Source organism: Kribbella sp. NPDC003557, assembly GCF_040610805.1.
GTDB lineage: Bacteria > Actinomycetota > Actinomycetes > Propionibacteriales > Kribbellaceae > Kribbella.
In genome coordinates this window covers 604,145-627,804 of record NZ_JBEXMY010000004.1, presented here as the reverse complement: position 1 = coordinate 627,804, position 23,660 = coordinate 604,145, and the positions used below count along the sequence as shown (strand labels likewise).

General features: G+C 71.0%; 20 protein-coding genes. 8 read left to right on the top strand and 12 right to left on the bottom strand.

The features are described 5' to 3' along the window. Positions 1-2 precede the first annotated feature (2 nt). Complete coding sequence (locus ABZW60_RS19445; RefSeq protein ID WP_355478610.1) at positions 3-953, top strand: sugar ABC transporter permease; 951 nt, start codon at positions 3-5, stop codon at positions 951-953. After that, positions 937-1,779 (top strand): carbohydrate ABC transporter permease, encoded by an 843-nt coding sequence (locus tag ABZW60_RS19440; RefSeq protein WP_355478608.1) that lies wholly within the window; start codon positions 937-939, stop codon positions 1,777-1,779. Before ABZW60_RS19445 ends, ABZW60_RS19440 begins: the two co-directional genes overlap by 17 nt. A 974-nt stretch (positions 1,780-2,753) precedes the next feature. Here ABZW60_RS19440 and ABZW60_RS19435 read toward each other — a convergent pair. From ABZW60_RS19435 to ABZW60_RS19410, 6 genes are all read right to left on the bottom strand, one after another. Continuing rightward, entirely contained in the window at positions 2,754-4,019 is a 1,266-nt protein-coding gene (locus tag ABZW60_RS19435) for an ABC transporter ATP-binding protein (protein ID WP_355478606.1), read from the bottom strand. 82 nt (positions 4,020-4,101) lie between these two features. After that, positions 4,102-5,277 carry an amidohydrolase family protein gene (locus ABZW60_RS19430; protein WP_355478604.1) on the bottom strand — a complete coding sequence of 392 codons (1,176 nt, stop codon included), beginning with the start codon at positions 5,275-5,277 and terminating at the stop codon, positions 4,102-4,104. 67 nt (positions 5,278-5,344) lie between these two features. Beyond that, on the bottom strand, positions 5,345-5,713 hold the full coding sequence (locus tag ABZW60_RS19425) for a VOC family protein (protein WP_355478603.1): 369 nt from the start codon (positions 5,711-5,713) through the stop codon (positions 5,345-5,347). Between the two features lie 51 nt (positions 5,714-5,764). After that, positions 5,765-8,497, bottom strand: a complete 2,733-nt coding sequence (locus ABZW60_RS19420) for an AAA family ATPase (RefSeq protein WP_355479061.1) — start codon at positions 8,495-8,497, stop codon at positions 5,765-5,767. A gap of 43 nt (positions 8,498-8,540) precedes the next feature. Further along, entirely contained in the window at positions 8,541-9,284 is a 744-nt protein-coding gene (locus ABZW60_RS19415; protein ID WP_355478601.1) for a universal stress protein, read from the bottom strand. A gap of 124 nt (positions 9,285-9,408) precedes the next feature. Continuing rightward, positions 9,409-10,050 carry an HAD hydrolase-like protein gene (locus tag ABZW60_RS19410; protein ID WP_355478600.1) on the bottom strand — a complete coding sequence of 214 codons (642 nt, stop codon included), beginning with the start codon at positions 10,048-10,050 and terminating at the stop codon, positions 9,409-9,411. A 42-nt stretch (positions 10,051-10,092) separates the two neighbouring features. Between ABZW60_RS19410 and ABZW60_RS19405 the strand changes: the two genes are divergently transcribed. Both ABZW60_RS19405 and ABZW60_RS19400 read left to right on the top strand, forming a co-directional pair. After that, positions 10,093-11,124, top strand: a complete 1,032-nt coding sequence (locus ABZW60_RS19405; RefSeq protein ID WP_355478598.1) for a DUF4037 domain-containing protein — start codon at positions 10,093-10,095, stop codon at positions 11,122-11,124. Between the two features lie 3 nt (positions 11,125-11,127). Continuing rightward, a complete protein-coding gene (locus tag ABZW60_RS19400) occupies positions 11,128-12,162 on the top strand; it encodes an enolase C-terminal domain-like protein (protein ID WP_355478596.1) in 1,035 nt (344 codons plus the stop codon). On the opposite strand, the gene ABZW60_RS19395 is transcribed toward ABZW60_RS19400, so the two are convergent. The 5 genes from ABZW60_RS19395 to ABZW60_RS19375 are packed head-to-tail and all read right to left on the bottom strand — an operon-like array spanning position 12,149 to position 16,664. Next, positions 12,149-12,580 (bottom strand): VOC family protein, encoded by a 432-nt coding sequence (locus tag ABZW60_RS19395; protein ID WP_355478595.1) that lies wholly within the window; start codon positions 12,578-12,580, stop codon positions 12,149-12,151. The genes ABZW60_RS19400 and ABZW60_RS19395 overlap by 14 nt on opposite strands. Next, a complete protein-coding gene (locus ABZW60_RS19390; protein ID WP_355478594.1) occupies positions 12,580-14,220 on the bottom strand; it encodes an MOSC and FAD-binding oxidoreductase domain-containing protein in 1,641 nt (546 codons plus the stop codon). The genes ABZW60_RS19395 and ABZW60_RS19390 overlap by 1 nt, the downstream gene beginning before the upstream one ends. Further along, on the bottom strand, positions 14,217-15,074 hold the full coding sequence (locus tag ABZW60_RS19385; RefSeq protein ID WP_355478592.1) for a DUF427 domain-containing protein: 858 nt from the start codon (positions 15,072-15,074) through the stop codon (positions 14,217-14,219). The genes ABZW60_RS19390 and ABZW60_RS19385 overlap by 4 nt, the downstream gene beginning before the upstream one ends. Positions 15,075-15,084: 10 nt before the next feature. Further along, positions 15,085-15,801, bottom strand: a complete 717-nt coding sequence (locus ABZW60_RS19380) for an SDR family oxidoreductase (protein WP_355478590.1) — start codon at positions 15,799-15,801, stop codon at positions 15,085-15,087. Then, a complete protein-coding gene (locus ABZW60_RS19375; protein WP_355478588.1) occupies positions 15,798-16,664 on the bottom strand; it encodes an alpha/beta hydrolase in 867 nt (288 codons plus the stop codon). Before ABZW60_RS19375 ends, ABZW60_RS19380 begins: the two co-directional genes overlap by 4 nt. 134 nt (positions 16,665-16,798) lie before the next feature. Between ABZW60_RS19375 and ABZW60_RS19370 the strand changes: the two genes are divergently transcribed. Beyond that, positions 16,799-19,537 carry an AAA family ATPase gene (locus ABZW60_RS19370; protein ID WP_355478586.1) on the top strand — a complete coding sequence of 913 codons (2,739 nt, stop codon included), beginning with the start codon at positions 16,799-16,801 and terminating at the stop codon, positions 19,535-19,537. Position 19,538: 1 nt separating this feature from the next. Here the strand turns inward: ABZW60_RS19370 and ABZW60_RS19365 are convergent, their stop codons facing one another. Next, entirely contained in the window at positions 19,539-21,059 is a 1,521-nt protein-coding gene (locus ABZW60_RS19365; protein ID WP_355478585.1) for a sulfatase, read from the bottom strand. 85 nt (positions 21,060-21,144) lie between these two features. Between ABZW60_RS19365 and ABZW60_RS19360 the strand changes: the two genes are divergently transcribed. From ABZW60_RS19360 to ABZW60_RS19350, 3 genes are all read left to right on the top strand, one after another. Continuing rightward, positions 21,145-22,149, top strand: a complete 1,005-nt coding sequence (locus tag ABZW60_RS19360) for an acetylxylan esterase (protein WP_355478583.1) — start codon at positions 21,145-21,147, stop codon at positions 22,147-22,149. Positions 22,150-22,243: 94 nt separating this feature from the next. Then, a complete protein-coding gene (locus ABZW60_RS19355) occupies positions 22,244-22,669 on the top strand; it encodes a glyoxalase superfamily protein (RefSeq protein ID WP_355478581.1) in 426 nt (141 codons plus the stop codon). Next, a complete protein-coding gene (locus ABZW60_RS19350; RefSeq protein ID WP_355478580.1) occupies positions 22,666-23,652 on the top strand; it encodes an RNA polymerase subunit sigma-70 in 987 nt (328 codons plus the stop codon). Before ABZW60_RS19355 ends, ABZW60_RS19350 begins: the two co-directional genes overlap by 4 nt. Positions 23,653-23,660 lie beyond the last annotated feature (8 nt).

The window sequence follows — 23,660 nt, the reverse complement described above, 5'->3', positions numbered from 1 at the left end:
CGATGTCGACCGTCGTCACCCGCGAGCCGGACACCCAGGTGCCGGCTCGCCCCACCCCTGCGCCCAGGCGCCGCCGTACCGACGGGCGCTGGGGCGGGCTGTTCCTCACCCCGTGGCTGCTCGGGCTGGTCCTGCTCACCCTCGGCCCGATGGCGGCGTCGTTGTACTTCTCGTTCACCGACTTCGGGTTGCTCGGCAGCCCGCACTGGGTCGGCGGGCAGAACTACTCCGAGCTGCTCACCGACGATCCGACGTACCTGCAGTCGATCAAGGTCACGCTGGTGTACGTCGGGTTGTCGGTGCCGCTGAAACTCGCGATCGCACTGCTGGTCGCGATGGTGCTGAACACCAAGCTCCGCGGGCTGTCGTTCTACCGCGCGGTGTTCTACCTGCCGTCGTTGCTCGGGGCAAGCGTCGCGGTGGCGATCATGTGGCGGCAGCTGTTCACCGGCGACGGCGTGGTGAACCGCTTCCTCGCCGTCGCCGGCATCGACGCGCCGAGCTGGGTCTCGAACCCCGACTACTCGATCTACACGCTGGTCGCACTCGCCGCCTGGCAGTTCGGCACGCCGATGCTGATCTTCCTCGCCGGGCTGCAGCAGATCCCGCGGACCCTGCTCGAGGCCGCCAGCGTCGACGGCGCGGGAGCCGTCAGCCGGTTCTTCCGTGTGACGCTGCCGTTGCTGACGCCGATCCTGTTCTTCAACCTGGTCATGCAGGTGATCGGCTCGTTCCAGGCGTTCTCCCAGGCGTACGTCGTCGGCGACGGCCAGGGCGGTCCGGCCGAGTCGACCCTCGTGTACAGCCTGTATCTCTACAAGGCGGCATTCGTCGAGTTCAAGATGGGCTACGCCTCCGCGATCGCCTGGGTCTTCCTGCTCGGCATCGCCGCGCTCACGGCGGTCAACTTCCTCTTCTCACGGTATTGGGTCTTCTATGACGACGAGCACTAAACGCTTCGCTGCCGTCCGCCACGTCGTACTGCTCGCCGGAGTCGTGCTGATGCTGTACCCGGTCGCGTGGATGCTGAGCAGCTCGCTGAAGCCGGCCGGCGACATCTTCACCACGTCGTCGCTGATCCCGCGGTCCTGGGACCTGTCGAACTACGCGACCGGATGGGAAGGCGCCGGCAACTCCTTCGGTGCGGCGATCGTCAACTCGTTCCTGGTCGCGGTCGTCTGCGTGATCGGGAACGTGCTGTCCTGCTCGATGGCGGCGTACGCGTTCGCACGACTGCGCTTCCGGTTCCGCGGCGCGGCGATGGCGGTCATGCTCGGCACGATCATGCTGCCGCACCAGGTGCTGCTGATCCCGCAGTACTACCTGTTCTTCCGCGCCGGCTGGGTGAACACGTTCCTCCCGCTCACCGTACCGAAGTTCCTCGCCGTCGACGCGTTCTTCATCTTCCTGATGGTCCAGTTCATCCGCGGCCTGCCCCGCGAACTCGACGAAGCCGCGGTGATCGACGGCTGCGGCCCCGCCCGCATCTACTGGCACATCATCCTGCCGCTGCTACGCCCCGCGATGGTGACAACCGCGATCCTCACCTTCGTCTGGACCTACGACGACTTCTTCGGCCAACTCATCTACCTCACCGACCCCGCCAAACAGACCGTCCCCGTGGCCCTCAGCGGCTTCCAGGACAACATGGGCGGCAACTCCCTGTGGGGCCCGATGTTCGCCATGTCCGTGATCGCCCTGATCCCGGTCGTCGTCATCTTCCTGATCTTCCAGAAACGCATCGTGGAAGGGGTGGCGACGACCGGACTGAAAGGCTGAGCCTGGTCAGCCCCACGCGGTGCTACGCACGGCTCCTCCGTCGCCGCACTACGCGCCGCTCCCACCCACCCCTGGGCGGTGCGTGCTGACGCGCGCTCCTTACGCTTAGCGCGCGCAACCTGCGGGCTGGCGCCCGCGGGGTTGCTCGCTGGCGCTCGCAGGGTTGGCGGGCTGGCGCCGCCGGGGTTGCTCGCTAGCGCTCGCGGTGAAAGCCTCGTGGCGGCGGCTCGTGGTCGGCGCAGGGGTCGCGCTGGGTCACTGGGCGCTGCGCCGGCGACCTGTCCGGACGAGGAATGGCGGGCACGGCTATGGCGCGCGTGACGTACGAGTCGAGCGTCTTCCGCACGTGCTTCCCAGGCCCAGCCGTACGCGGAGGGAGTGGGTAGTCCGTAGGCAGGCCCAGGGACCAGAGCGATCCGTCCGGCACCCCCGACAGGTTGTCGCCGTATCGACCCGTCGCTCATCAACCTCCACGCACCACCAGTTTCACGTCGCACCAGTTCCAGGTCGCACCAGTTCCACGTCCACGCACCCGCCGGTCCACGCACCCGCCGGTCCACGCAGCACCAGTTCCACGTCGCACCGGCTTACGGAGCAGCGGTTCCGCGTCGCACCAATCTCCGGCCGGACAGTCCAGTCGCACCAGCCTCCGGGGGCCGCCAGTTCCACGCCGGATCAGCCGCGTGCGAGTGGTTGATGCGAGCGCCGGCGAGCGACCCGCGGGCGCTAGCCCCGCGATCCCGCGAGCGCCAGCGAGCAACCCCGCGGGCGCCAGCCCCGCAGCCCGCGAGCGTCAGCGAGCAGCTCACGGGCGGCAGCGCGTAGGTTCGCGCGCCAAGCGCAAAGGAGCGCGCGTCAGCACGCACCGCTGCACGGGCGGGTGGGAGCGGCGCGTAAGTGCGGCGACGGAGGAGCCGTGCGTAGCACCGCGTGGGGTTGCTCGTACCGGCGCCGGCGGCCAGAAGGTGGTCGGGCTAGCGGGTGATGCGGTCTACTCGGTGGCCGGTTTGGTCGAAGATGTGGATTCGGGTGGTGTCGAGGGCCAGGTGGACCCGTGTGCCGCGGGCGAGTTCGGTGTCGACGGGGAGTTCTACGATCACGTCGGCGCGGCGGTGGGTGGCGCCGTGGGGTTCGGGTGGGGGAGGGGCGGGGGTGCCCAGCCCGATGCGTGAGCGGAGTCTGTCCAGGAAGGACGGCGTCACATCGGCCGCGGGGTAGGCGTGGGCCGGGTTCGCGCGGCCTACCCGGTCGGGGTCGACGACCTCGATGCCGCAGTGGACGAACGCGATCGACTGCTGGCCGTGGAACTCGAAGGCGCGGATCGTGCCGGTCAGCTGGTTCGGCGCGTCCTCGGTCAGGCTGAACGCGTTCGAGCGGGCGCCGACGATCACCTGGGCGCCGTCGTGGTGCCGCAGGATCAGTGACCGGCGGTCGGTCGGGTCGAGCGAGATCGACTGGGTGCCGAGGTCGAGGGCGACGCGGTGGTGCGCGGTGACCCGGACGGTGGCGGCGAGCAGGTTGATCCGCGGCGTACCCAGGAAGCCGGCCACGAACGCGGTCGCGGGATCGTTGTACACCTGTGTCGGCGTACCGACGTCCTCGATCCGCCCGTCCCGCATCACCGCGATCCGGTCGGCCAGCGTCAGTGCCTCGACCTGGTCGTGAGTCACGTAGAGCGTGGTCACGTTCAGGTCGCGCGTCATCGCGCCGATCTCCTGCCGGAGCTCGGTGCGCATCGTGGCGTCGAGGTTCGACAGCGGCTCGTCCAGCAGGAACACCTCCGGCCGGCGGACCAGCGCCCGGCCGATCGCGACCCGTTGGCGCTGACCACCCGACAACGTGCGCGGCATCCGGTCGAGGACGGACTCGATGCTGAGGATCTGCGCGAGGCCCGCCGCGGTGGACCCGGCCTGGACGTCGTTCTGCCCGGCGACCTGGAGCGGGAACATGATGTTCTCCTGGACCGTCCGGTTCGGGTACAGGGCGCCGGTCTGGAAGACCATCGCCACGCCGCGTTCGCGTGGTGCGAGCCGGGTGCCGTTGGTACGCCCGAACCACACCTCGCCGGACGTCACCCGCTCGAGGCCGGCGATCATCCGCAGCAGCGTGGTCTTCCCGCAGCCGGAGGGCCCGAGCAGCACCATGAACTCGCCGTCGTCGATGTCCAGCGACAGCTCGTCGACGGCCAGGTGTTCGCCCTCGAACACCTTGGACACCGCGTCGAGCCGGATCGCCGTCATGTAAGGCTTATACGGGAACTTACGGTTCACCGGCAAGCATCGGGCCTCCCGCGAAGTGGTTGCGCGGGGCACGATCCAATACTTAACTGTTGCTGCGAGCAACCAAGCGGCCGTTGACAACGACGGCAGTGGGGTCGCCGAGGGCGCCGTCCGGGGTGCGGGTCAGCTGGACGAGGTCTGCTCGGGCGCCGACTTCCAGGCGGCCGCGGTCGTGCAGGCCGAGCAGGTCGGCGGGTGTCGTGGTGGCCATCGTGACGGCTGTGTCGAGGGGGAGACCGCCGGGCCCGGTCGCCCATCGCAGGCAGTCGAGGAGCGAGGCGCCGCTGCCGGCCAGGTACGGCGTGCCCTGGAGGCGGAGGCTTCCGTCGGGGCCTACGGTGACGGCGCCGCCGACCGCGGTGCGGTAGTTGCCGGGTGCGCATCCGGCGAGGGCGGCGGCGTCGCTGGTGAGGACGGAGCGGCCGGGACCTTTCGCGCGGACCAGCGCTGCGAAGGTGTCGGGTGGGAGGTGGTGGCCGTCGGCGATCAGGCCGGCGGTGAGCAGGTCTTCGGTGAGCTGGGGCCAGATGGGGTTGTGGTGCCGGTCGACCTGGGCGGGAAGACCGTTGCCGACGTGGGTGGAGAGCCGGCCGCCGGCCGCGGCGAAGGCATGGATGTCGGCAGCGCTCGCGAGCGAGTGCCCAACCGAGGCAACGACCGGTCGCGTTCCGGCCCGGGGGATGGTGGTGAGGTGGTGGGTGAAGGCTATGGCGCCCTGGCGTTCGGGGGCGATGGTCATGATGGCTATCGCGCCTTCGGCTGCCGTCTGCCAGCGGTCGAACTCGTCGGGGTCGGGGTCGCGGATGACGGCTGGGTCGTGCGCGCCGCGGGCACCTTCGGCGGACGAGATGTACGGGCCTTCCAGATGCAGGCCCGGTACGCCGTACGCGACGTCGGGATCGGCCGCGCGCGCGGCGACGGCTCGCCTGACGAGGGCGGTGGTGGTCGCGTCGTCCGCGGAGATGATCGTCGGGTAGACGGTCGTCACCCCTTGGCCCCACAGGAGACGGACGAGATCGGCCAGTTCGCTCGCCGGACGGGACGGGTCGTTCACGTCCAGACCGCCGTACCCGTTGAGCTGGATGTCGACCAGACCGGGGATCAGCAACAGGTCCGGCGCCGCCGGGTGATCGGTGATCTCCTCGATGCCGTCGGCCGAGAACCGCACCCGTATCCCGCGGCCGGCTGCCGTCCGGCCTTCCAGGACCTCGCTCGTCACCGGGCCTCCTCAGTCTCGGGTTGCGGACAACCCAACTAGATCCTGGGACGCGCGGCAAGGAGGCTGCTCAACGGGTGAGCTGTTCCACGATCCAGCCGTTGCCGTCCGGGTCGGCGAAGGACGCGAAGTCGTGGCGGAAGACCGAGTCCCGGACGACGTCGCTGATCGCGACGCCCCGGCCGGCGAGCTCCGCCCGGGCGGCCTCCACGTCGTCCACGACCAGATGCAGACCCTGGCAGGACCCCGGCGGTGCACTGGTCAGACCAGTGCCGATCAAGATCGAGCATGCCGACCCCGGCGGCGTCAGCTGCACCACCCGAAGCTCCCTGCCGCGCGCATCGTCACGATCGAGCCGGAACCCGGCGGCCCGGTAGAAATGCCGCGACCGATCCACGTCCGACACCGGTACGACGACCACCGCGAGCTTGCTGTCCACCCCACCAGCGTCGACGCACCGGCATCCCGTCGCACCCGTGGAACACCCTGGTCAGGATCGGGCGAGGGCGGTCCGGAGTTGGCGGCGGGAGGTGATGCCGAGTTTGGAGAAGGTCTTGCGGAGGTGCCACTCGACGGTGCGGGGACTGATGAAGAGCTGAGCGGCGATCTCCGGGTTGGTCAGGCCGTCCCTGGCAAGGCCGGCGATCTGGGACTCCTGCGCGGTCAGGTCGTTCGTGGTTTCGGGGGTGCGCTTGCGGACGGTCTCGCCGGTGGCGAGGAGTTCGTGGCGGGCGCGTTCGGCGAACGCCTCGGCGCCCATCGCGGCCAGTTGCTCGTGGGCGATCCGCAGGTGCTCGCGGGCGTCCTGACGGCGGCCTTCGCGGCGCAGCCATTCGCCGTACAGCAGCTCGGCGCGGGCCGACTCGATGCGCAGACCGGTCCGGCCGAGGTGGTCGATCGACGCACGGTACGCGTCCTCGGCGTTGGTCAGCAGAGCTCGCGCGCGGGACTCCATCCCGCGGCCCCAGTCCGTCGGCGTTGCGGCGACGCGCTCGTTGAGCCAGGCCAGCGCGGTCTCGACGAGCTTGGTGTCCCCGGTCCGCGAGGCCGCCTCGGCCAGTTCGCCGATCACGAGCGCGCCGTACGCGACGACGTCCTGCTCGAACACCTGCAGCGCCGCGTCGCGGGCCGTCTCGTACCGGCCGAGGCCGTTGTGCAGCAGCGCGCTCGTGTACGTCGCGATCGCGGTCATCCGGCCCTGCCCCTGGGCCCGCGCCTCGCGGATCATCGCGTCGATCAGCCCGGTCGCCTCCGCCTCGTGCCCGCGCAGCGCGGCGAGCTGCATCCGGCCGATCCCGAGCACCCGGTTGCCGGTCGCGGCGCCGATCTGCCGCTCCTCCTCGACGGACGCCGCGGCGGCCGCGAGGTCACCGGTCATCGACACCACGTTGGCGCGGAAGTTCAGCGCCCACTGGAGCTGGACGAGCGCCCCGCTGTCGCGCGCGATCCGCTCGTGACGGGCGGCCAGGTCGAGCGCCGCGTCGAGATCCCAGACGTCGATCGCGACGATGCCGCTGGACCGGCTGCCGGCCAGCCACAGCCAGCCGCGGACGTCCTCGGCCTCGCTGTCGCTCTGCCGGGCGTGTTCGACGGCCTTGACGAGCTGGGACGCGGCCTCGGCGTACCCGCGGGTGAAGCGCAGCGCGAGCGCCTGGAGGAGCAGGTCGCCCGGTGGGTCCGACGGCGCCGGCGCCGGCGCGGCGGCCGCGGCCTCCGCGAGGATCCCGGGCGTGTCCGGGCCGCTCGCCCAGATCGCGGCCGACATCGCCTCCAGGTACGCGACCCGGGCCTGCTCGTGGTCGAGCGGATCGAGCTGCTTCGCCGCGTCGACCAGTATCCGCGCGGCCTCGGTCGCGTGTCCGCGGTCGAACATGATCTCCCCGCGCAACCGCAGGATCTCCGCGTCCCGGACGGCGTCGGCGGGACCGGTCGAGGCCGCGCCGAGCAGGTCCAGCGCGGCGTCGAGCGCGCCGGCGCTGCGCTGGGCGGTCGCGGCGGCGAGCACCCGATCGGCCCGGCGGCCGGGGTCGATCGTCAGTGCGGCCGAGCGCTCCAGGAACGTGCCGGCCGCGAAGAACCCGCCGCGGGCACGGGCGCGCTGCGCGGACCGTTCGAGTTCGGCGGCGACGCCCTCGTCGGGTGTCGTGGTCGCCTGCGCCCGGTGCCACGCCCGCCGGTCGGGGTCGGTCTCGGGATCGGTCACCTCGGCGAGGACGCGATGCACGGACAGCCGCTGCTGCGGTGTCGCCATCCGGTACGCCGCGGAGCGCACGAGCGGATGCCGGAACCGGATGTCCTGGCCGAAGGCGATCAGCCCGGACTCGATCGCGCCGGCCGCCGGGTCGGCCCCCAGCCCGAGCCGTTCGGCCGCCCGCCACAGCAGGGTCGGATCGCCCAGCGGCTCGGCCGCCGCGGTCAGCAGGAGCAGCCGGGTGTCGGGCTCGAGGACTTCGAGGCGCCGGACGAATCCGTCCTCGATCCGGCTCACCAGACTGCCCGCGGTCAGGCCGCCGGCGAGCTCCGCGGGGGTCCAGGCGCGCGGAAGCTCCAGGAGGGCGAGCGGATTGCCGTTGGTCTCGGCCACGATCCGGTCGCGTACCCGTGGGTCGATCGGCCCGGGCAGCACGGATTCGAGCAGCGCTCGGGCGTCGGTGTCGTCGAGGCCGCGGACGGCCAGTTCGGTGAGGCCGGTGAACGCGTGCTCGATGCCGTCACGGACCGCGAAGACCATCACCACGGACTCGGCCGCGAGCCTGCGCGTGACGAACGCGAGGATGCGCGCCGACATCAGGTCCAGCCACTGCGCGTCGTCGACCACGCACAGCACGGGCTGGTCGCCGGCGGCGTCGGCGAGCAGGTTCAGGACCGCGAGCCCGATCAGGAACTTGTCCGGCGTCGGGCCACTCACCAGGCCGAACGCCGTCCCGAGCGCCTCGCGCTGCGGTGCCGGCAGCCGCTCGAGGTGATCCAGGAACGGTTGCAGCAGCTGGTGCAGGCCGGCGTAGGCGAGTTCCATCTCGGACTCGATCCCGGCGGTCCGGGTGATCCGGCAACCATCGGCACCGGCGACCAGGGTGTCCAGCAAGGCCGACTTGCCGACACCGGCCTCGCCGGTCAGCAGCAGCACCTGGCTGCGGCCGGCCTTCGCCTCGCCGACCAGCCCCCTCAGTACCTCGGTCTCGCGCTGCCGGCCCCTGAGCTCTCGATGCTCGCCATCTGCCATCCCCACGCCGGTCAGCCTAGCCGGGCCGACCTGGGTGCACTGGTCAGACCAGTACCACTGGACCGCGCGCGAGCCGGGCGACCGTCGCGTTGCCGGTCTGCTGGAGCCAGGTGCGGTCAGCCGTCAGGACGGTCAGGGCCGCGGCGGCTGACTCGGCCAGCACGGCGCTCGCCACGGTGCCGGTGACGGGGCTCCGCCGTACGTCGACCTCCGGGTACGCCGTCTGCCACGCGGTGACGTCGGCCGGACCGGTCTGCAGGATGGTCAGACCAGTGCCCCGCCGCCGCGCGGCGCCGAACGCGAACCCCAGCGCATCGGAGCGGTCGTGGCCGTCGACGGCGACGACCACACGTCCCGTGGACGGTCCGGCCGTGTGGTCCGACGTCAACCCGACCACTGCCAGGGAGGCCGTCGTACGGCGGGCCAGCCGACGGGCCAGGCTCCGCTCGAAGCGGCGACCGTGCCCCACCACCACGAGCGCGCCGGTGCTCTCGCGGGCCTCGTTCAGCAGCGCCGTGACCGGGCGGCCGGGGAAGACCGTGGAGGAGATCCGCAGGCTCGGGAAGATCTGCTGGACGTGGCCGGTCGCCTCGTCGACGACCTCCTCGGCGGCCGCGAGGTCATGCTCGTCGACCGTGAGCTCACCGAGCGGGTCGAGCAGGTGGGGCCAGCGGAACGCGTACACGATGCGCAGTTCGGTGCCCCGGGCCGCGGCCTCGGCCGCTGCCCACTCCAGCGTGTCCTGGCTGTCGAGTAGGACGACCACTGGGCCGTAGTACTGCTTCATCGGGGTGCCTCCCTGGACGCTCTTCGGTGTGACACCACCGTCTCGTCGCAGGTAGGTGCCTCACACCAGGGACAACCACGGGCCCGCACCCTGGGGTCCCGGGCGACGGGCTGCTCGACCCGGCTCAGGCGTCGAGCAGGCGGAGCGCCTCCGTGATCGACGCCGCGACCGGCGCACCGGTGGTCTGCAGCGCCTGCAGCGTCATCGCGCCGGTGGTGACGAGCACGCAGCGCGCCCCCGCTGCCGAGGCGGCCTCGGCGTCGTCGACGACGTCCCCGATCAGGACGACGTCGGCCGGGTCGAGCTGCTGCGCCTCCAGGTGCCGGACCAGGCTGTCGGCCTTCGAGCCGCCGCCGACCTCACCCGGCAGCCCGTCGACCCGGGTGAAATGCGTCGTGAGTCCGTAGTGATCGACCGTCGGCGTGAGCCGCGAGTGGAACCACATCGACAGCAACGACTGCGTCCGCCCGCTCGCGGTGCAGGCCCGCAGCACGTCGTGCGTCCCGGTAGCGAGCTCACAGGTGTGCAGAAGCGCGTCGTACCGGTCGTGGTACAGCTTGTCGACCTGCTCCCACTCCGCCTCGTCGAGGGTGCGCCGCAGGATCTGCTCGTACGAGAGCCGCATCGGCCGCGCGTACGCCGCCTGCCACTCGGCCCAGCTCAGCTCCGCCCGCCCGAACCCGGCACAAACCTCGTTGACGGCGGCCAGGACGGCGTGATTGTCATTGAGCAGCGTTCCGTTCCAGTCCCACACCACGTGTCTCACCGCGCAACTGTAAACGGGCGCTCCGGACAGAAAGGTGACCCAGTGGGTTCGAAGGCTGAGTTCAGGCCGGCAGCGGAGGTCGCGGGCGAGTTCCACGCCGACGTGATCGCTCCACTCGTGGGAGACATCGACTACGCGGCCGGGCTGCTCGGGTGGGGGTCGGACGTGCTCGGCTACGACACCGCCCGCTCGATGGACCACGGCTGGGGGCCGCGGGTCGTCGTCCTGGTCGACGCGGACGAGGTCGAGCGGGTGCGGAAGGCGGTCGACGACGGACTGCCGGACGAGTACGACGGGTACCCGGTGCGCTTCGGCTGGGACACCCTCACGCCGCGGCACCACGTGACGGTCGCGACGCTGGGGGACTGGCTGCGCGAACGGCTGGGGTTCGACGCCTCGCAGGGCATCGGGATCGACGACTGGCTGGTCACTCCGCAACAGCAGTTCCTCGGCGTGGTGTCCGGCCGGGTGTACGCCGACGACGGGCGGCTGGCCCGGGTCCGTGAGGCGCTCGCGTGGTACCCGGACCAGATCTGGCGGTGGACACTCGCCTGCCAGTGGTCCCGTATCGCCCAGGAAGAGGCCTTCGTCCAGCGCACGCACGAGGTGGGCGACGAGCTCGGGTCCCGGGTGGTGGCCGCCCGCCTGGTGCGGGACCTGATGCGCCTGGCGCTGCTGCAGGCGCGGACCTACGCGCCGTACACCAAATGGCTCGGTACGGCGTTCGCCCGCCTCGAACACCCGGACGGGCTCGACGCGGCGCTGGCCGACGCGGTCGCGGCCGGGTCGTACGCCGCTCGCGAGCGGGCGCTCGTCACGGCGTACGAGCTGGTCGCCCGGCGGCACAACGCGCTCGGGGTCACCGACGAGCTCGACCCGTCGCCCCGGCCGTACCACGACCGGCCCGCGCAGGTGATCGGCGCGGACCGCTTCGTGCAGGCATGCCTGGCGACCGTGACCGACGACGCGGTCGCGCGGCACGGGCTGATCGGATCGATCGACCAGTTCGCGGACAACACCGACGTGCTCAGCAATCCGGCCGCGTTCCGGAGACTGGTGACTGTCTATCGTTGACCGATGACCCTCGCCAGGCACGTCATCAGCTCCGTCACGACCACCGAGATCCGCTACGACTACCTCCGCACGATCGGCCGCAACTCGTTCCTCGGCAGTCACGGGAGCGGCGGCAGCACCACGGCGTACGTCGTGGAGACCGACCGCGGCGCCACGGGCTGGGGGCTGCCGCTGTACGACGCGGACCCCGGACCGCTCGTCGGCCGCAAGCTCGCCGAACTGATCGACCCGGACCGCGGCGTGATCGACGCGGCGGCCGAGTTCCTCGACTACCCGTTGCACGATCTGGCGGCGCGGATCCTGGACGTCCCGGTGTACGAGATGCTCGGCGCGGCCGGGTCGCCGCGGGTGCGCTGCTACAGCGGCGGCATCTACCTCGACGATCTGGACGGCGGGCTGGACGCGATCCGGGCGAACCTCGCCCAGGACCACGCGTTCGGGTTCCGCGACTTCAAGCTGAAGATCGGCCGCGGGCATCGCTGGATGGATTCCCACGACGGGCTGCGACGGGACATCGAGGTGACCCGGCTGACCCGTGAGCTGTATCCCGACGCCGGGATCCTTGTCGACGGCAACGACGGCTTCAGCGTGAACACCCTGTTCGAGTACCTGGACGGCGTCGCGGACTGCGACCTGTACTGGATCGAGGAGCCCTTCGCCGAACGCCGCCCGGACCTGGAAGCTCTCCACGAGTACCTGCAGAAGCTGCCGCACCGCCCCAAGGTCGCCGACGGCGAGTACGACCCGAACGTGGAGCACGTCCTCCAACTGGCGCGCGACGGTCTCGTCGACGTCGCCCTGATGGACGTGACCGGCCACGGCCTCACCGCGTGGCGCCGCACCATGCCCGACCTGTCCGCCGAAGCATCACCGCACGCCTGGGGCCAACCGCTCAAGACCCTGTACGCCGCGCACCTGGCCGCTGGCCTCGGCAACATCCCGATCGTCGAAGGCGTCCCCGGCCCGGGCTTCTACACCCTGGAGGACGGCCACGTCGTCCTCTCCGACGAGCCCGGCTTCGGCCTCACCCTGCCGTAGCCCGGCTGATCTCCTGCAGGATCCACGTGTTGCCGTCCGGGTCGGCGAGGTCGGCCATGCTCGCGTACGGCCGGCGTTCGGGATCCGGGCCGGCGGCGAACTCGCCGGCCCAGGCGTCGGCCGGGGTCTTGTGCCGGATCGCGCCGACGTCGATGCCCCGGGCAACCAGCTCGGCGTGCGCCGCCGCCAGGTCGGGGACGACGAGGTAGTGGGCGCGCGCCGAGCCGGGAGCCGCGTCGGTCAGCCCTTCGCCGAACTGGATCGAGCACGCGGATCCCGGCGGTGTCAGCTGGACGATGCGGAAGCCGTCGCGCGGGTGGTAGTCGACGTCGACGGCGAAGCCGATCGCCTTGTAGAAGGCCAGTGACGCGTCGACATCGCGGACCGGCAGCGTGAGTACTTCGATCGTGTAGTCCATTACATGTCCAGGATCAGGTCGGTCGCCGGGCGGGAGCAGCAGATGAGTGCCTGCCCGCTCGGCGGCGGTTCGAGTGGAGTGGGGGAGTAGGTCAGGTCGCCGGAGAGCAGCGGCGTGATGCAGTTGTGGCAGACGCCGGTGCGGCAGCTCCACCGCGCCGGCACGTCACAGGCCTCGGCCAGCTCGAGCAGGGTGCCGTCGCGCATGGCCGTCGAGACGCCGCTCCGGGCGAACGTCACCATCGGTCCGCTTCCTGGGGCTCCGTCCGGCTGGTGCGGCGGCCTGAGCGCCTGGCCGACCACACCGGGGTTCAGCGATGCCAGGGCGCCGAACAGCTCCGTGCGGACCCGTGTCACGCCTACTGCGTTCAGTGCTGCCTGCATGTCGGTCATGAAGGTCTGTGGACCGCAGATGTACGCCGTGGCGTCGGGCGGCAGAGCCAGCTCGAGCAGCTTGTCCTTGGTCAGCCGACCGCCGATCGAGCTGTAGTACACGTGCTCGTGAGCGTTCGGGAGCTGTCCGAGCAACTCGTGCGCCTCTGCGGCGAACGCGTGTTCCGCCGGTCCGCGGGCCGCGTGGATCCACCACACCTCGCGGGTACTCCCTGCCAGGCTGTGGAGCATTGCGAGGACAGGGGTCACGCCGATGCCTGCCGAGATCAGCAGGACCGGTCCGGTGCCGTCGTCGAGTACGAACTCACCGCGGGCCGCTGCGACCTCCAGCAGGCTGCCGGACGTCAGCTGCGTCAGGTAAGCACTCCCGGCCCCGTGCGGTTCGCGCTTCACACTGACGCGATAGCCGGGTGAGGTGGAGAGTGAGTAGCTGCGCACCACCTCCGGCAGCCGGAAGGTCAGATACTGACCTGCCCGAGCCGCCGGCAGCTCGTCGCCGTCGGGTGCCGCGAGCTGGATCGAGAACACGTCTTGGGCCTCGGCAACGACATCTGTCACCCGCAGCTGCCGGAAGCCGTCCCAGGCAGGCCCCGGTGCGGTCTCCTGCTCGAGGAGGTCGTGGAACGATCCTTGCCACCCCGGGCTCATCGCCGGGATGCGTACGGCGATCCGCAGCTTCTCCAGGTCCCGGTCGGGCAGGTACAGCAGCGCGTCCGTGTCGGTGACACTCAGGGCGCCGGGACCGGTGACCGTCTTCACGATCGGGTCACCGGCCGTGATCTCGCCTTCGGTGATCACCCGGCAGTAGAAGCCCGGCCGGTGGTGGCTGACCAGGAGAGCCGGCAGCTCCGGCTCACCCATCCGCAGGCCGACCCGGTAACAGGTCACCCGCGGCTGGGTGACCTCCAGTTCGGCGCCGCCGATCCGGTACCGGTCACCGATGCAGACCTCGTCGTCCGGCAGCCCCTCGACGGTCAGGTTCTCGCCGAACTGTCCGTAGCCGAAGTCGTCCCGTCCGAAGTGCTGCGCCCAGTAGCGGTAGGAATCCAGCTGGTAGACCAGCACCGCGCGCTGCTCGCCACCGTGGCCGGCGGTGTCGCCCTGGCCGTCGCCGGCCAGATTCAGCCGCCGGACCATCACCGGTCCGTCGACCGGCTGCTTCCAGACGCCGGTGTAGACGGTCTTCCCGTTCCACTCGACGTTCTTCGGCAGACCGACGTTCACCGACACCACAGTCGCTTCACTCATCCGGACAGCTCCTCCACCGTCAGGTCACGGTCGACACCGTGCGAGACCACTCCCTGGCCAGGCTCCAACCGCAAACGCCTGCCGTCCAGTTCCACCTCGACCTTGTCCGGCTCGAACGACACCAGCCCGGAGATCCGGCGTACCTCTGTCCAGGCGTCCTCGTAAGACCAGGCTGCCCGATGCTCGCCCCCGATGTCGAAGTAGCTGCACAGACCCTTGTACGGACAGAACGTCTGGCCCTCGACCGCGGTCAGGGCGGACTCGTCGACGTCCTCCCGCGGTACGTACCAGCGTGGCGCGAAGCCGGACTCGTACAGCACCACCGGGCGGGACGAGTCCGCCACGACCCGGTCGCCGTCCCGGACCACCAGATGACGGCTTGTCTGCCGGATGTCGATCCGGTGGTACGGATCCGCCGCATGCCCGACGATGCGCTCATCCTCCTCGTAGAACGCGTCCATCGCCCGCCAGGCGAACGCGACCCGTCCCTTCAGCTCGCTCGCGTGGTCGGGCAGTTCGGTGTGCTGCCAGGCTGCCCGTGGCTTCCCGGCCGTGTCGGTCCTCACCGCGAACCAGGCCGTCGGCCCCAGGTCCTTGTGCCGCGTCGACCGTTCCTCGGGCTCGAGGACGCCGGCCGCGACGTCCTCGAGCGGGAAGTACGCCACCGGGTACCGGCCCGGCTCGTGCAGCAGAACGACGTCCTCGCTGTCGGCGATCCAGCTGTCACCGAACTTCACCCGCATCCGCCGACGCAACGGCTCCGCGAACAGCAGACGCTCCGGCATCTCGACCGGGACCAGGAACCGTCCGATCGCGCCCGTCGCCAGCGGTCCTTGCTGCCATGCCAGTCCCATCTCAGTCTCCTCAGGTCAGCGGTTCGCCACCGTCGACGCGCAGCGTCGTACCGGTCACGAAGGTGTTGGTCATCGCGAACAGCACGGCCGCCGCCACGTCCTGCGCCGTACCGATCCGCCGGGCCGGGTTCCGCGCGCCGATGTCGCGGAAGTAGCCGGCCTTGCCCTCGCCCAGTCCGTCCCAGGCGCCGGTGTCGATCACGCCGGGGGAGACGGCGTTCACCCGGATCGGCGCGAGCTCCACCGCGAGCGAGCGGGCGAGCACCTCGGCGGCGCCGTTCGTGATCGCCACCGCCAGCGTCCCGACCGCGATCTTGGCGGCCGCGACGCCCGAGAAGATCGTCAGCGACCCGCCCTCGCCGATCCGCGGCGCGAGGTGCTTGGCCAGCATCAGCGGCCCGATCACCTTGGTGTCGAACGAGCGCCGGACCGCGTCCCGGTCGAGGTCCGCGAGCACACCCCGTGCCCGCGCCGACGCGGTCGACACGACGTGATCGATGCCGCCGAGCCGGTCGCCGAGCGCGGCGATCGAGTCCTCGTCGGTCAGGTCGACGTACTCGGTGGTGATCCCCGGCTCGCCGTCGTACGCCGCCTTCAACGCGTCCTGGTTCCGGCCGGCGGCGACGACCCGCGCGCCGGCGTCGCGGGCGGCCAGCGCCACCGCCCGCGCGATGCCGCCGCCGCGCCCGACGACGAGCACGGTCCTGTCCGTCAGCGGAGCGTTCATCGCAGGGTCCTCCCGAGGAAGTTGCCGATGATGTTCGCGGCCGCGTCCAGGTGGCTCTCGAGCAGGAAGTGGCCGCCGTCGAGGAGGCAGATCTCGGCGCCCGGCGAGTCGTCGGCGAAGGCCAGGGCACCGGCCGCCTGGAAGATCTCGTCATTGCGTCCCCAGACGGCGAGCAGCGGGACGCCGCTCTCCCTGAGGTAGGCGTGCAAGCGCGGGTACAACGGCAGGTTGCTGCCGTAGTCGGCGAACAGCCGGAGCTGCACGAGGTCGTTCCCGGGCCGGGACACCAGTCCGAAGTCGTGGTACCAGGTGTCGGGGCTGACCAGGGTCTCGTCGGCCACGCCGGTCAGGTACTGCCACCGGATCGCGTCCAGCGTCAGAGCGCCGCGCACGGCCACCTCGGTCGTCGGGTTCGGATCCGTCCAGTACGCCCGGACCGGCTTCCAGAAGTCCTCGACGAAACCGGCCTCGTAGCCGTTGCCGTTCTGCGTGACGATCGCCGTGATCCGCTCCGGGCGGGTGAGCGCCAGCCGCCAGCCGACCGGGGCGCCGTAGTCCTGCACGTACATCGCGAACCGGTCGACACCGATCTGGTCGAGCAGCTCCCCGGTCAGCTCCGCGAGCGCGTCGAAGCTGTACTCGAACTCGTCGACCGGCGGCGCGTCGGACAGACCGAAGCCCAGGTGATCGGGCGCGACGACGTGAAACCGGTCCGCCAGCAGCGGGACGAGATTACGGAACATGAACGAACTCGTCGGGAAACCGTGCAGCAGGACCACCGTCGGCGCACCTGCCGGACCTGCCTCACGGTAGAACAGCCGCTGTCCGCGCACGGTCGCGTAGCGGTGCTGGATCATGGTCATTTTCCGCTCCATCACGGTGAAAAGTGGTGATCGCCGTCGGCGACCGGGACCACCCTGCGCCAGGCCCGTCGGTGCTCGCATCCGCCACTGGCCAGCCGTCGTGCTGGTCGCCGGCCAGGGGCTAGCGTGATCCCGTGCATGGTCATGACCTGCCGGAATGGCGGCGTGCGGCGGAGCTGACCGGACGCCGGACGGAGTGCGGCGTCCTGGATCGGCTGATCGGCGCGGTCCGGGAAGGTCAGAGCCGGTCGCTGGTGCTGCACGGCGAGGCGGGCGTCGGGAAGTCCGCGCTGCTCGAGTACGTCGCGGTCCAGGCGCTGGGGTGCCGCGTGACCCGGGTCGCCGGGGTCGAGTCCGAGATGGAGCTGGCGTTCGCCGGCCTGCACCAGTTGTGCGCCCCGGTCCTCGACCGGCTGGACCGGCTGCCGCCGCCGCAACAGGAGGTCCTGCGCACCGTGTTCGGCCTCAGCGCCGGACCGCCGCCGGATCTGTTCATGATCGGATTGGCGGCGCTGAGTCTGCTCTCCGAGGCCGCCGCGGAGAAACCGCTGCTGTGCCTGGTGGACGACCACCAGTGGCTCGACCGGTGCTCGACGCAGATCCTGTCGTTCGTCGCCCGGCGGCTCGGGGCCGAGTCGGTCGGGCTGATCTTCGCGACCCGGTCGATCGGCACGCCGCTGGCCCGCGTGCCGGACTTCCCGGTCGCGGGCCTCGCCGACGCCGACGCCCGCGCGTTGCTGGACGCGGTACTGACCGGGCCGATCGATGCGCAGGTGCGTGACCAGCTGGTGGCCGAGGCGCACGGCAACCCGCTCGCCCTGCTCGAGCTGCCGCGCGGGCTGACACCGGCCCAGCTCGCGGGCGGCTTCGGACTGCCCGGCGCCGGAACGATCGAGGACAGCTTCGTACGCCGGGTCGCGGCCGTGCCCGAGCAGACCCGCAAGCTCCTGCTGCTCGCCGCCGCAGACCCGTCCGGTGACGAGGCGCTGGTACGCCGGGCGGCGGCGCGGCTCGGGATCGCGCCGGAGGCGGCCGGGCCGGCGGTCGAGGCCGGTCTGGCGGAGTTCGGCACCCGGATCCGGTTCCGGCATCCGCTGATGCGGTCGGCGGCGTACCGGTCCGCCTCGGCAGCGGATCGGTTGCAGGTCCATCAGGCGCTCGCCGAGGTGACGGACGCGGGTCTCGACCCGGACCGGCGGGCCTGGCACCGGGCCCAGGCCACCGCCGGACCGGACGCCGATGTCGCGGCCGAGCTGGAACGATCCGCGGGCCGGGCGCACGCACGGGGCGGCCTGGCCGCGGCGGCCGCCTTCCTCCAGAAGGCCGCGACACTGACCGCCGATCCGGCGTTGCGGGCCGGCCGTGCGCTGGCCGCCGCGGAAACCGAGATCCGGTGTGGCGGGTTCGATGCGGCGATCGACCTGCTCGCGGTGGCCGAAGCGGGGCCACTGGACGATCTGCAACAAACCCGCGCCGACCTCGCACACGCGCAGTTCGCGTACGTCTCGAACCGCGGCAAGGACGCCGCGCCGCTGTTGCTGAAGGCGGCCAAGCGGCTCGAACCTGTCGACGCCGCCATGTCCCGTGGGACCTATCTGGACGCGCTCGCGGCCGCGATCTTCGCCGGGCGCCTGGCCGACCCCGGCGGTGACGTGCTGGCCGTGGCGCGCGCCGCCGAGGCGGCACCCCCGCCACCCGGGGACGCGCGGGCTCCCGACCTCCTGCTCGACGGTCTCGCGGCCGACTACAACCGCGGGTACGCGTCGGCGCTCCCGTCGCTCCGCAGGGCGCTGGCAACGTTCGGCGACGACCTGTCGACCGAGGAACAGCTGCACTGGTTGTCATGGGCAACAGTCGCCGCGATGCGGACCTGGGACGACGCGCACTGGGACACGCTCTCCGCCCGGCACATCCGGATCGCGCGCGCGACGGGTGCGTTGAGTGAACTTCCACTGGCGCTGACGCTGCGGACCTACCTGCTGTTGTTCGTCGGCGATCTGACCGCGGCTGCTGATCTGGCCGCGGAAACGCAGGTGGTCAAGGAGGCGACCGGCAGCAGCCTGGCACCGTACGGCGCCCTCGGGCTGGCCGCGTTCCGCGGCGACGCGACACAGGCGCAGGCCCTGCTCGACGCCACCGAAGAGGACGTGAAGCGCCGCGGTGAAGGGCTCGGCATCACGCTCGCCGAGTGGGCGATGGCCGTGCTCCACAACGGACTCGGGCAGTACGACGCGGCGCTGTCCGCTGCCCGGCGCGCGACCGCGTTCGAGGCGGACCCTGCCTCGATGGTCTGGCCGATGGCCGAGCTCGTCGAGGCCGCCGTGCGGTCCGGGCGTCCCGACGAGGCGATCGAGACCTGGCGCCTGCTCGAGCAGATGACCGGCGCGAGCAACACCAGTTGGGCGCTGGGTCTTCAGGCTCGATGCGGTGCACTCCTCAGCGACGAGGAAGACCTGTACCGGGAGGCGATCGCGCAGCTCGAGAAGACCCGGGTCAAGGTCGACATCGCTCGCGCGCACCTGCTGTACGGCGAGTGGCTGCGCCGGGAGCGACGCCGTACCGATGCCCGCGACCACCTGCGGACGGCCCACACGAGCTTCGAGGCGATGGGCCTGGCCGGCTTCGCCGAACGCGCCCGGCGCGAACTCCAGGCCGCCGGCGGCACCGCCCGGAAGCGCGCCGTACCGGCGCAGAGCGAGCTGACGGCGCAGGAGACCCAGATCGCCCGGATGGCGCGTGACGGCCTGTCCAACCCCGAGATCGCCACGCGCCTGTTCATCAGCGCCCGCACCGTCCAGTACCACCTGCGGAAGGTCTTCTCGAAGCTGGACATCACCTCGCGCGCCCAACTCGAGCAGGCCCTTCCGCGCTGAGTCAGGCCTGCTGGTCGAGCCTCTGGTTGTACTCCACGGACTCTCGCAGTGACTTCTCATCGGCCCGGGACCATTTCGGTGCCGGTGTCGACGGGCCGTCGTACGGCAGGTCCGCGTAGTGCGCCTGGAGTTCTGCCAGTCGGGTGGTCAACGCGGCGCGGGTCTCGGCGTACGTCGGGTCGTCGGCGACGTTGACGAGCTCCTCCGGATCCTTGTGCAGGTCGTACAGCTCCCACTCCGGCTCGAACAGTCTGTCCGACGACCCGGGGACGCCGAGGCCGGCGCCGTAGTAGTGGATGAGCTTGAAGTCCCGCGTCCGGATGCCGTAGTGCGCGGGGGCGTGGTGGTTGGGGTCGTCGTGCTCCCAGTACCGGTAGTAGATCGCCGTCGGCCAGTCCGGGACCTCCTCGCCACGCAGCACCGGCAGGAAGCTCCTGCCCTGCGACGTGGGCAGCACCGACGCCGCCTCCAGGCCGGCCATGTCGAGGAAGGTCGCCGCGAAGTCCACGTTGGTGACCATCGCGTCGCAGGTGCTGCCGGCCGGGATCACCGACGGCCAGCGGATCATCATCGGCATCTGCAACGACTCGTCGAACATCAGCCGCTTGTCGAACCACCCGTGGTCGCCGAGGAAGAAGCCCTGGTCGGACGTGTAGACGACGACCGTGTCGTCGCTGAGACCTTCCTCGTCGAGGACGTCGAGCAGCCGCCCGACGTTGTCGTCGATCGACTGGACGCACTGCAGGTAGTCGCGCAGGTAGCGCTGGTACTTCCACCGCATCCGCGCCTCCCGGTTCTCCGGGCCGCGCAGTTCGTCGGGCAGCTCCTCGCCGAGCTCGTCCGCGCCCAGGTCGTCCGCGACCGACATGCGGACGCCGCGGACCGCCTGGCTGCGGGTGCTGTGGTCGTCGAACAGCGTGCTCGGCTCCGGGATCGAACCGACCGGGTAGAGGTGCTTGTGCTTCTCGTCCGGCACCCACGGCCGGTGCGGGGCTTTGTGGTGGACGAGCAGCAGGAACGGGCGGTCCGGGTCGCGCCGCCGGATCCAGTCGATGCTCTGGTCGGTGACGATGTCCGTCGCGTACCCGGGCACCGTCGCCGCGCCGTCCGGTCCGATCATCAGCGGATCGACGTAGTCGCCCTGGCCGGGGAACACCCGCCAGTCGTCGAAGTGCCGCGGCGCGGACTCCGGCCGCTCACCCAGGTGCCACTTGCCGAACAGCGCGGTCTGGTAGCCGGCCTCCTGCAGCACCTCGGCGATCGTCGGCACCCGGTAGTCGATCTCGGTGAAGATCGACGCGACGCCGTTCACATGGCTGTACGTCCCGGTCAGGATCGAGGCCCGCGAGGGCGAACAGATCGAGTTCGTGCAGTACGCCGCGTCCATCCGGACGCCGTCGCGCGCCAGCCGGTCCAGGTGCGGTGTGCTGTTCACCGTGCTGCGCGCGGTGTTGCCGTACGCCGAGATCGCGTGCGCGGCGTGGTCGTCGGACATCACGAAGACGATGTTCGGAGTCGGCATCACCTCACCCTAGATGACCGGCGGCCGGTTTTGGACATCGCTTACCCGTCGGACCGCGGTGGGCGTAGGTTTGCCGGTTATGGCCATGTTCGACCTTTCCCTCGACAAGCTCCGCGAGTACCGGCCCGAGGTGGCCGCGCCCGCCGACCTGGTCGACTTCTGGCGCCGCTCGATCGAGAAGGCGCGCACCGACGACCTGTCCGCCACGTTCACCCCGATCGACAACAAGCTCGCGGTGATCGACACCTACGACGTCACCTACGCCGGCTTCGACGGCTCGCCCGTGAAGGGCTGGCTGCACGTTCCGGCCGGCGCGACCGGTCCGCTGCCGACCGTCGTGCAGTACCACGGGTACTCCGGGGGCCGGGGTTTCCCGCACGCGACCACGTTGTGGGCGCAGGCCGGGTACGCCCACTTCGTGATGGACACCCGCGGGCAGGGGTACAGCGCCGGCGGCGTCGACGGGACGCCGGACGCCACGCCGTACGCCGGTCTCAACCACACGCCCGGGTTCATGACGCTGGGCATCACCGACCCCGAGACGTACTACTACCGCCGGGTCTTCATCGACGCGGTCCGGGCCCTCGACGCCGCGCGGACGTCGCCGCTCGTGGACCCGAACCAGCTGGTCGTCACCGGCGGCAGCCAGGGCGGTGGCATCGCGATCGCGGCCGCCGGTCTCGCGCCGATCGCCGGGATCGACCTGCTCGGCTGCGCGCCCGACGTACCGTTCCTGTGCCACTTCCAGCGGGCCCTGCAGATCACCGACAAGGACCCGTACGGCGAGATCACGCGCTATCTGAAGGGGTTCCGTCAGGACGTCGACGCCGCGCTGAACACGCTCGGCTACTTCGACGGCGTCAACCTCGGCCGGCTGGCCACGGCGCCGGCGCTGTTCTCGGTCGCGCTGATGGACCCGATCTGCCCGCCCTCGACCGTGTTCGCCGCGTTCAACCACTACGGCGCCACCGGGAGCGAGCAGAAGGACATCGAGGTGTACCACTACAACGAGCACGAGGGCGGCCAGACGTACCAGCAGCTCGCCCAGCTCGACTGGTTCGCGAAGGTCTTCGAGGCCGCCGGAAAATAGTCATCGCGGGACCGATGAGTTTTCGGCCCGGGCGTCGTTACACGGTCATCGAACGTCGGTCAGACTGGACCGACCTGACCGCGGAGGCCCCGAGATGACGCAGATGGACTGGAAACTCGAGCTCGTGATCGTCCCGGTGACGGACGTCGACCGGGCGAAGAAGTTCTACACCGAGCAGTTGGGGTTCGCCGAGGACGTCGACCATCGGGCGGGCGACTCGTTCCGGGTCGTGCAGCTGACACCGCCCGGGTCGGCGTGCTCGATCACGATCGGGACCGGACTGACCACCGCGCCGCCGGGCAGCTACCAGGGCACCCACCTGGTGGTGAAGGACATCGAGGCCGCGCACGCCGAGCTGGCCGGCCGCGGTGTCGAGGTGAGCGAGCCGTTCCACTTCACCGCCGAGGGGAAGCGGCCCGGTCTCGCGCCGGAGCGCGGCGACTACGAGACCTTCCTGTCCTTCGAGGATCCGGACGGCAACGGCTGGACGGTCCAGGAGGTGGGAAGGACCACGTCGTGACGACCCTCGAGGAGGCGGCGTTCGCGGGTGACGAGTCCGCGTTCGCCGACCTCGCGGGACAGCATCGCCGCGAGCTCCACGTGCACTGTTACCGGATGCTCGCCTCGTTCGACGATGCCGAGGACGCGGTCCAGGAGACGTTGCTGCGGGCCTGGCGCAGCCGCGATCAGTACGACGGGCGCACCTTCTTCCGCGCCTGGCTGTACCGGATCGCCACCAACGTCTGCCTGGATCTCACCCGGCAACGCAACCGCCGGCCGGTGCCCGCCGCGACGGACTCACCCGGCGAGCTGGTCTGGCTGCAGCCGTATCCCGATCGACTGCTCGACGAGATCGCGCCGCCGGCCGATCAGCCGGACGCGGTCGTGGTGGACCGGGAGACGATCGAGCTCACGTTCCTGATCGCGCTGCAGGCGTTGCCGGCCCGGCAACGCGCAGCGCTGATCGCCCGCGACGTGCTCGGCTGGTCGGCCGCGGACACGGCCACGCTGCTGGACACGAGCGTCGCGGCGGCCAACAGCGCGGTGCAGCGGGCGCGGGCGACGATGCAGCAGCGGCTGCCGGTGCACCGCGCCGACTGGTCCGCGCCGCGGCCGACCGCGGAGGAGCGTGAGGTGCTGGCGCGGTTCATCGACGCCCACGAGCGCTGCGACGCCGAAGCGGCGATCGCGATCGCCGGCGAGGAGTTGCGCGTCTCGATGCCGCCCGACCGGCTGTCGTTCACCGGGCTGCGCGCCTGCCTGCCGCTGTTCGAGCGGGCCTTCGGTCCGGACCGCGACGGCGACTGGCGCCTGGTCCCGACCTCGGCGAACCGGCTGCCCGCCGCGGCGTCGTACCTGAAGCGGCCGGGCGATTCGATCTGGCGGGCCTTCAAGCTCGACGTGCTGTGGGTCGACCACGGCAAGGTCGTCGAGATCACCACGTTCGGTGCGTCCCGGTTCCCGGGCTTCGGCCTCCCCGACCAGTTGTCCCCGGACCGCTAGTGTGGTGA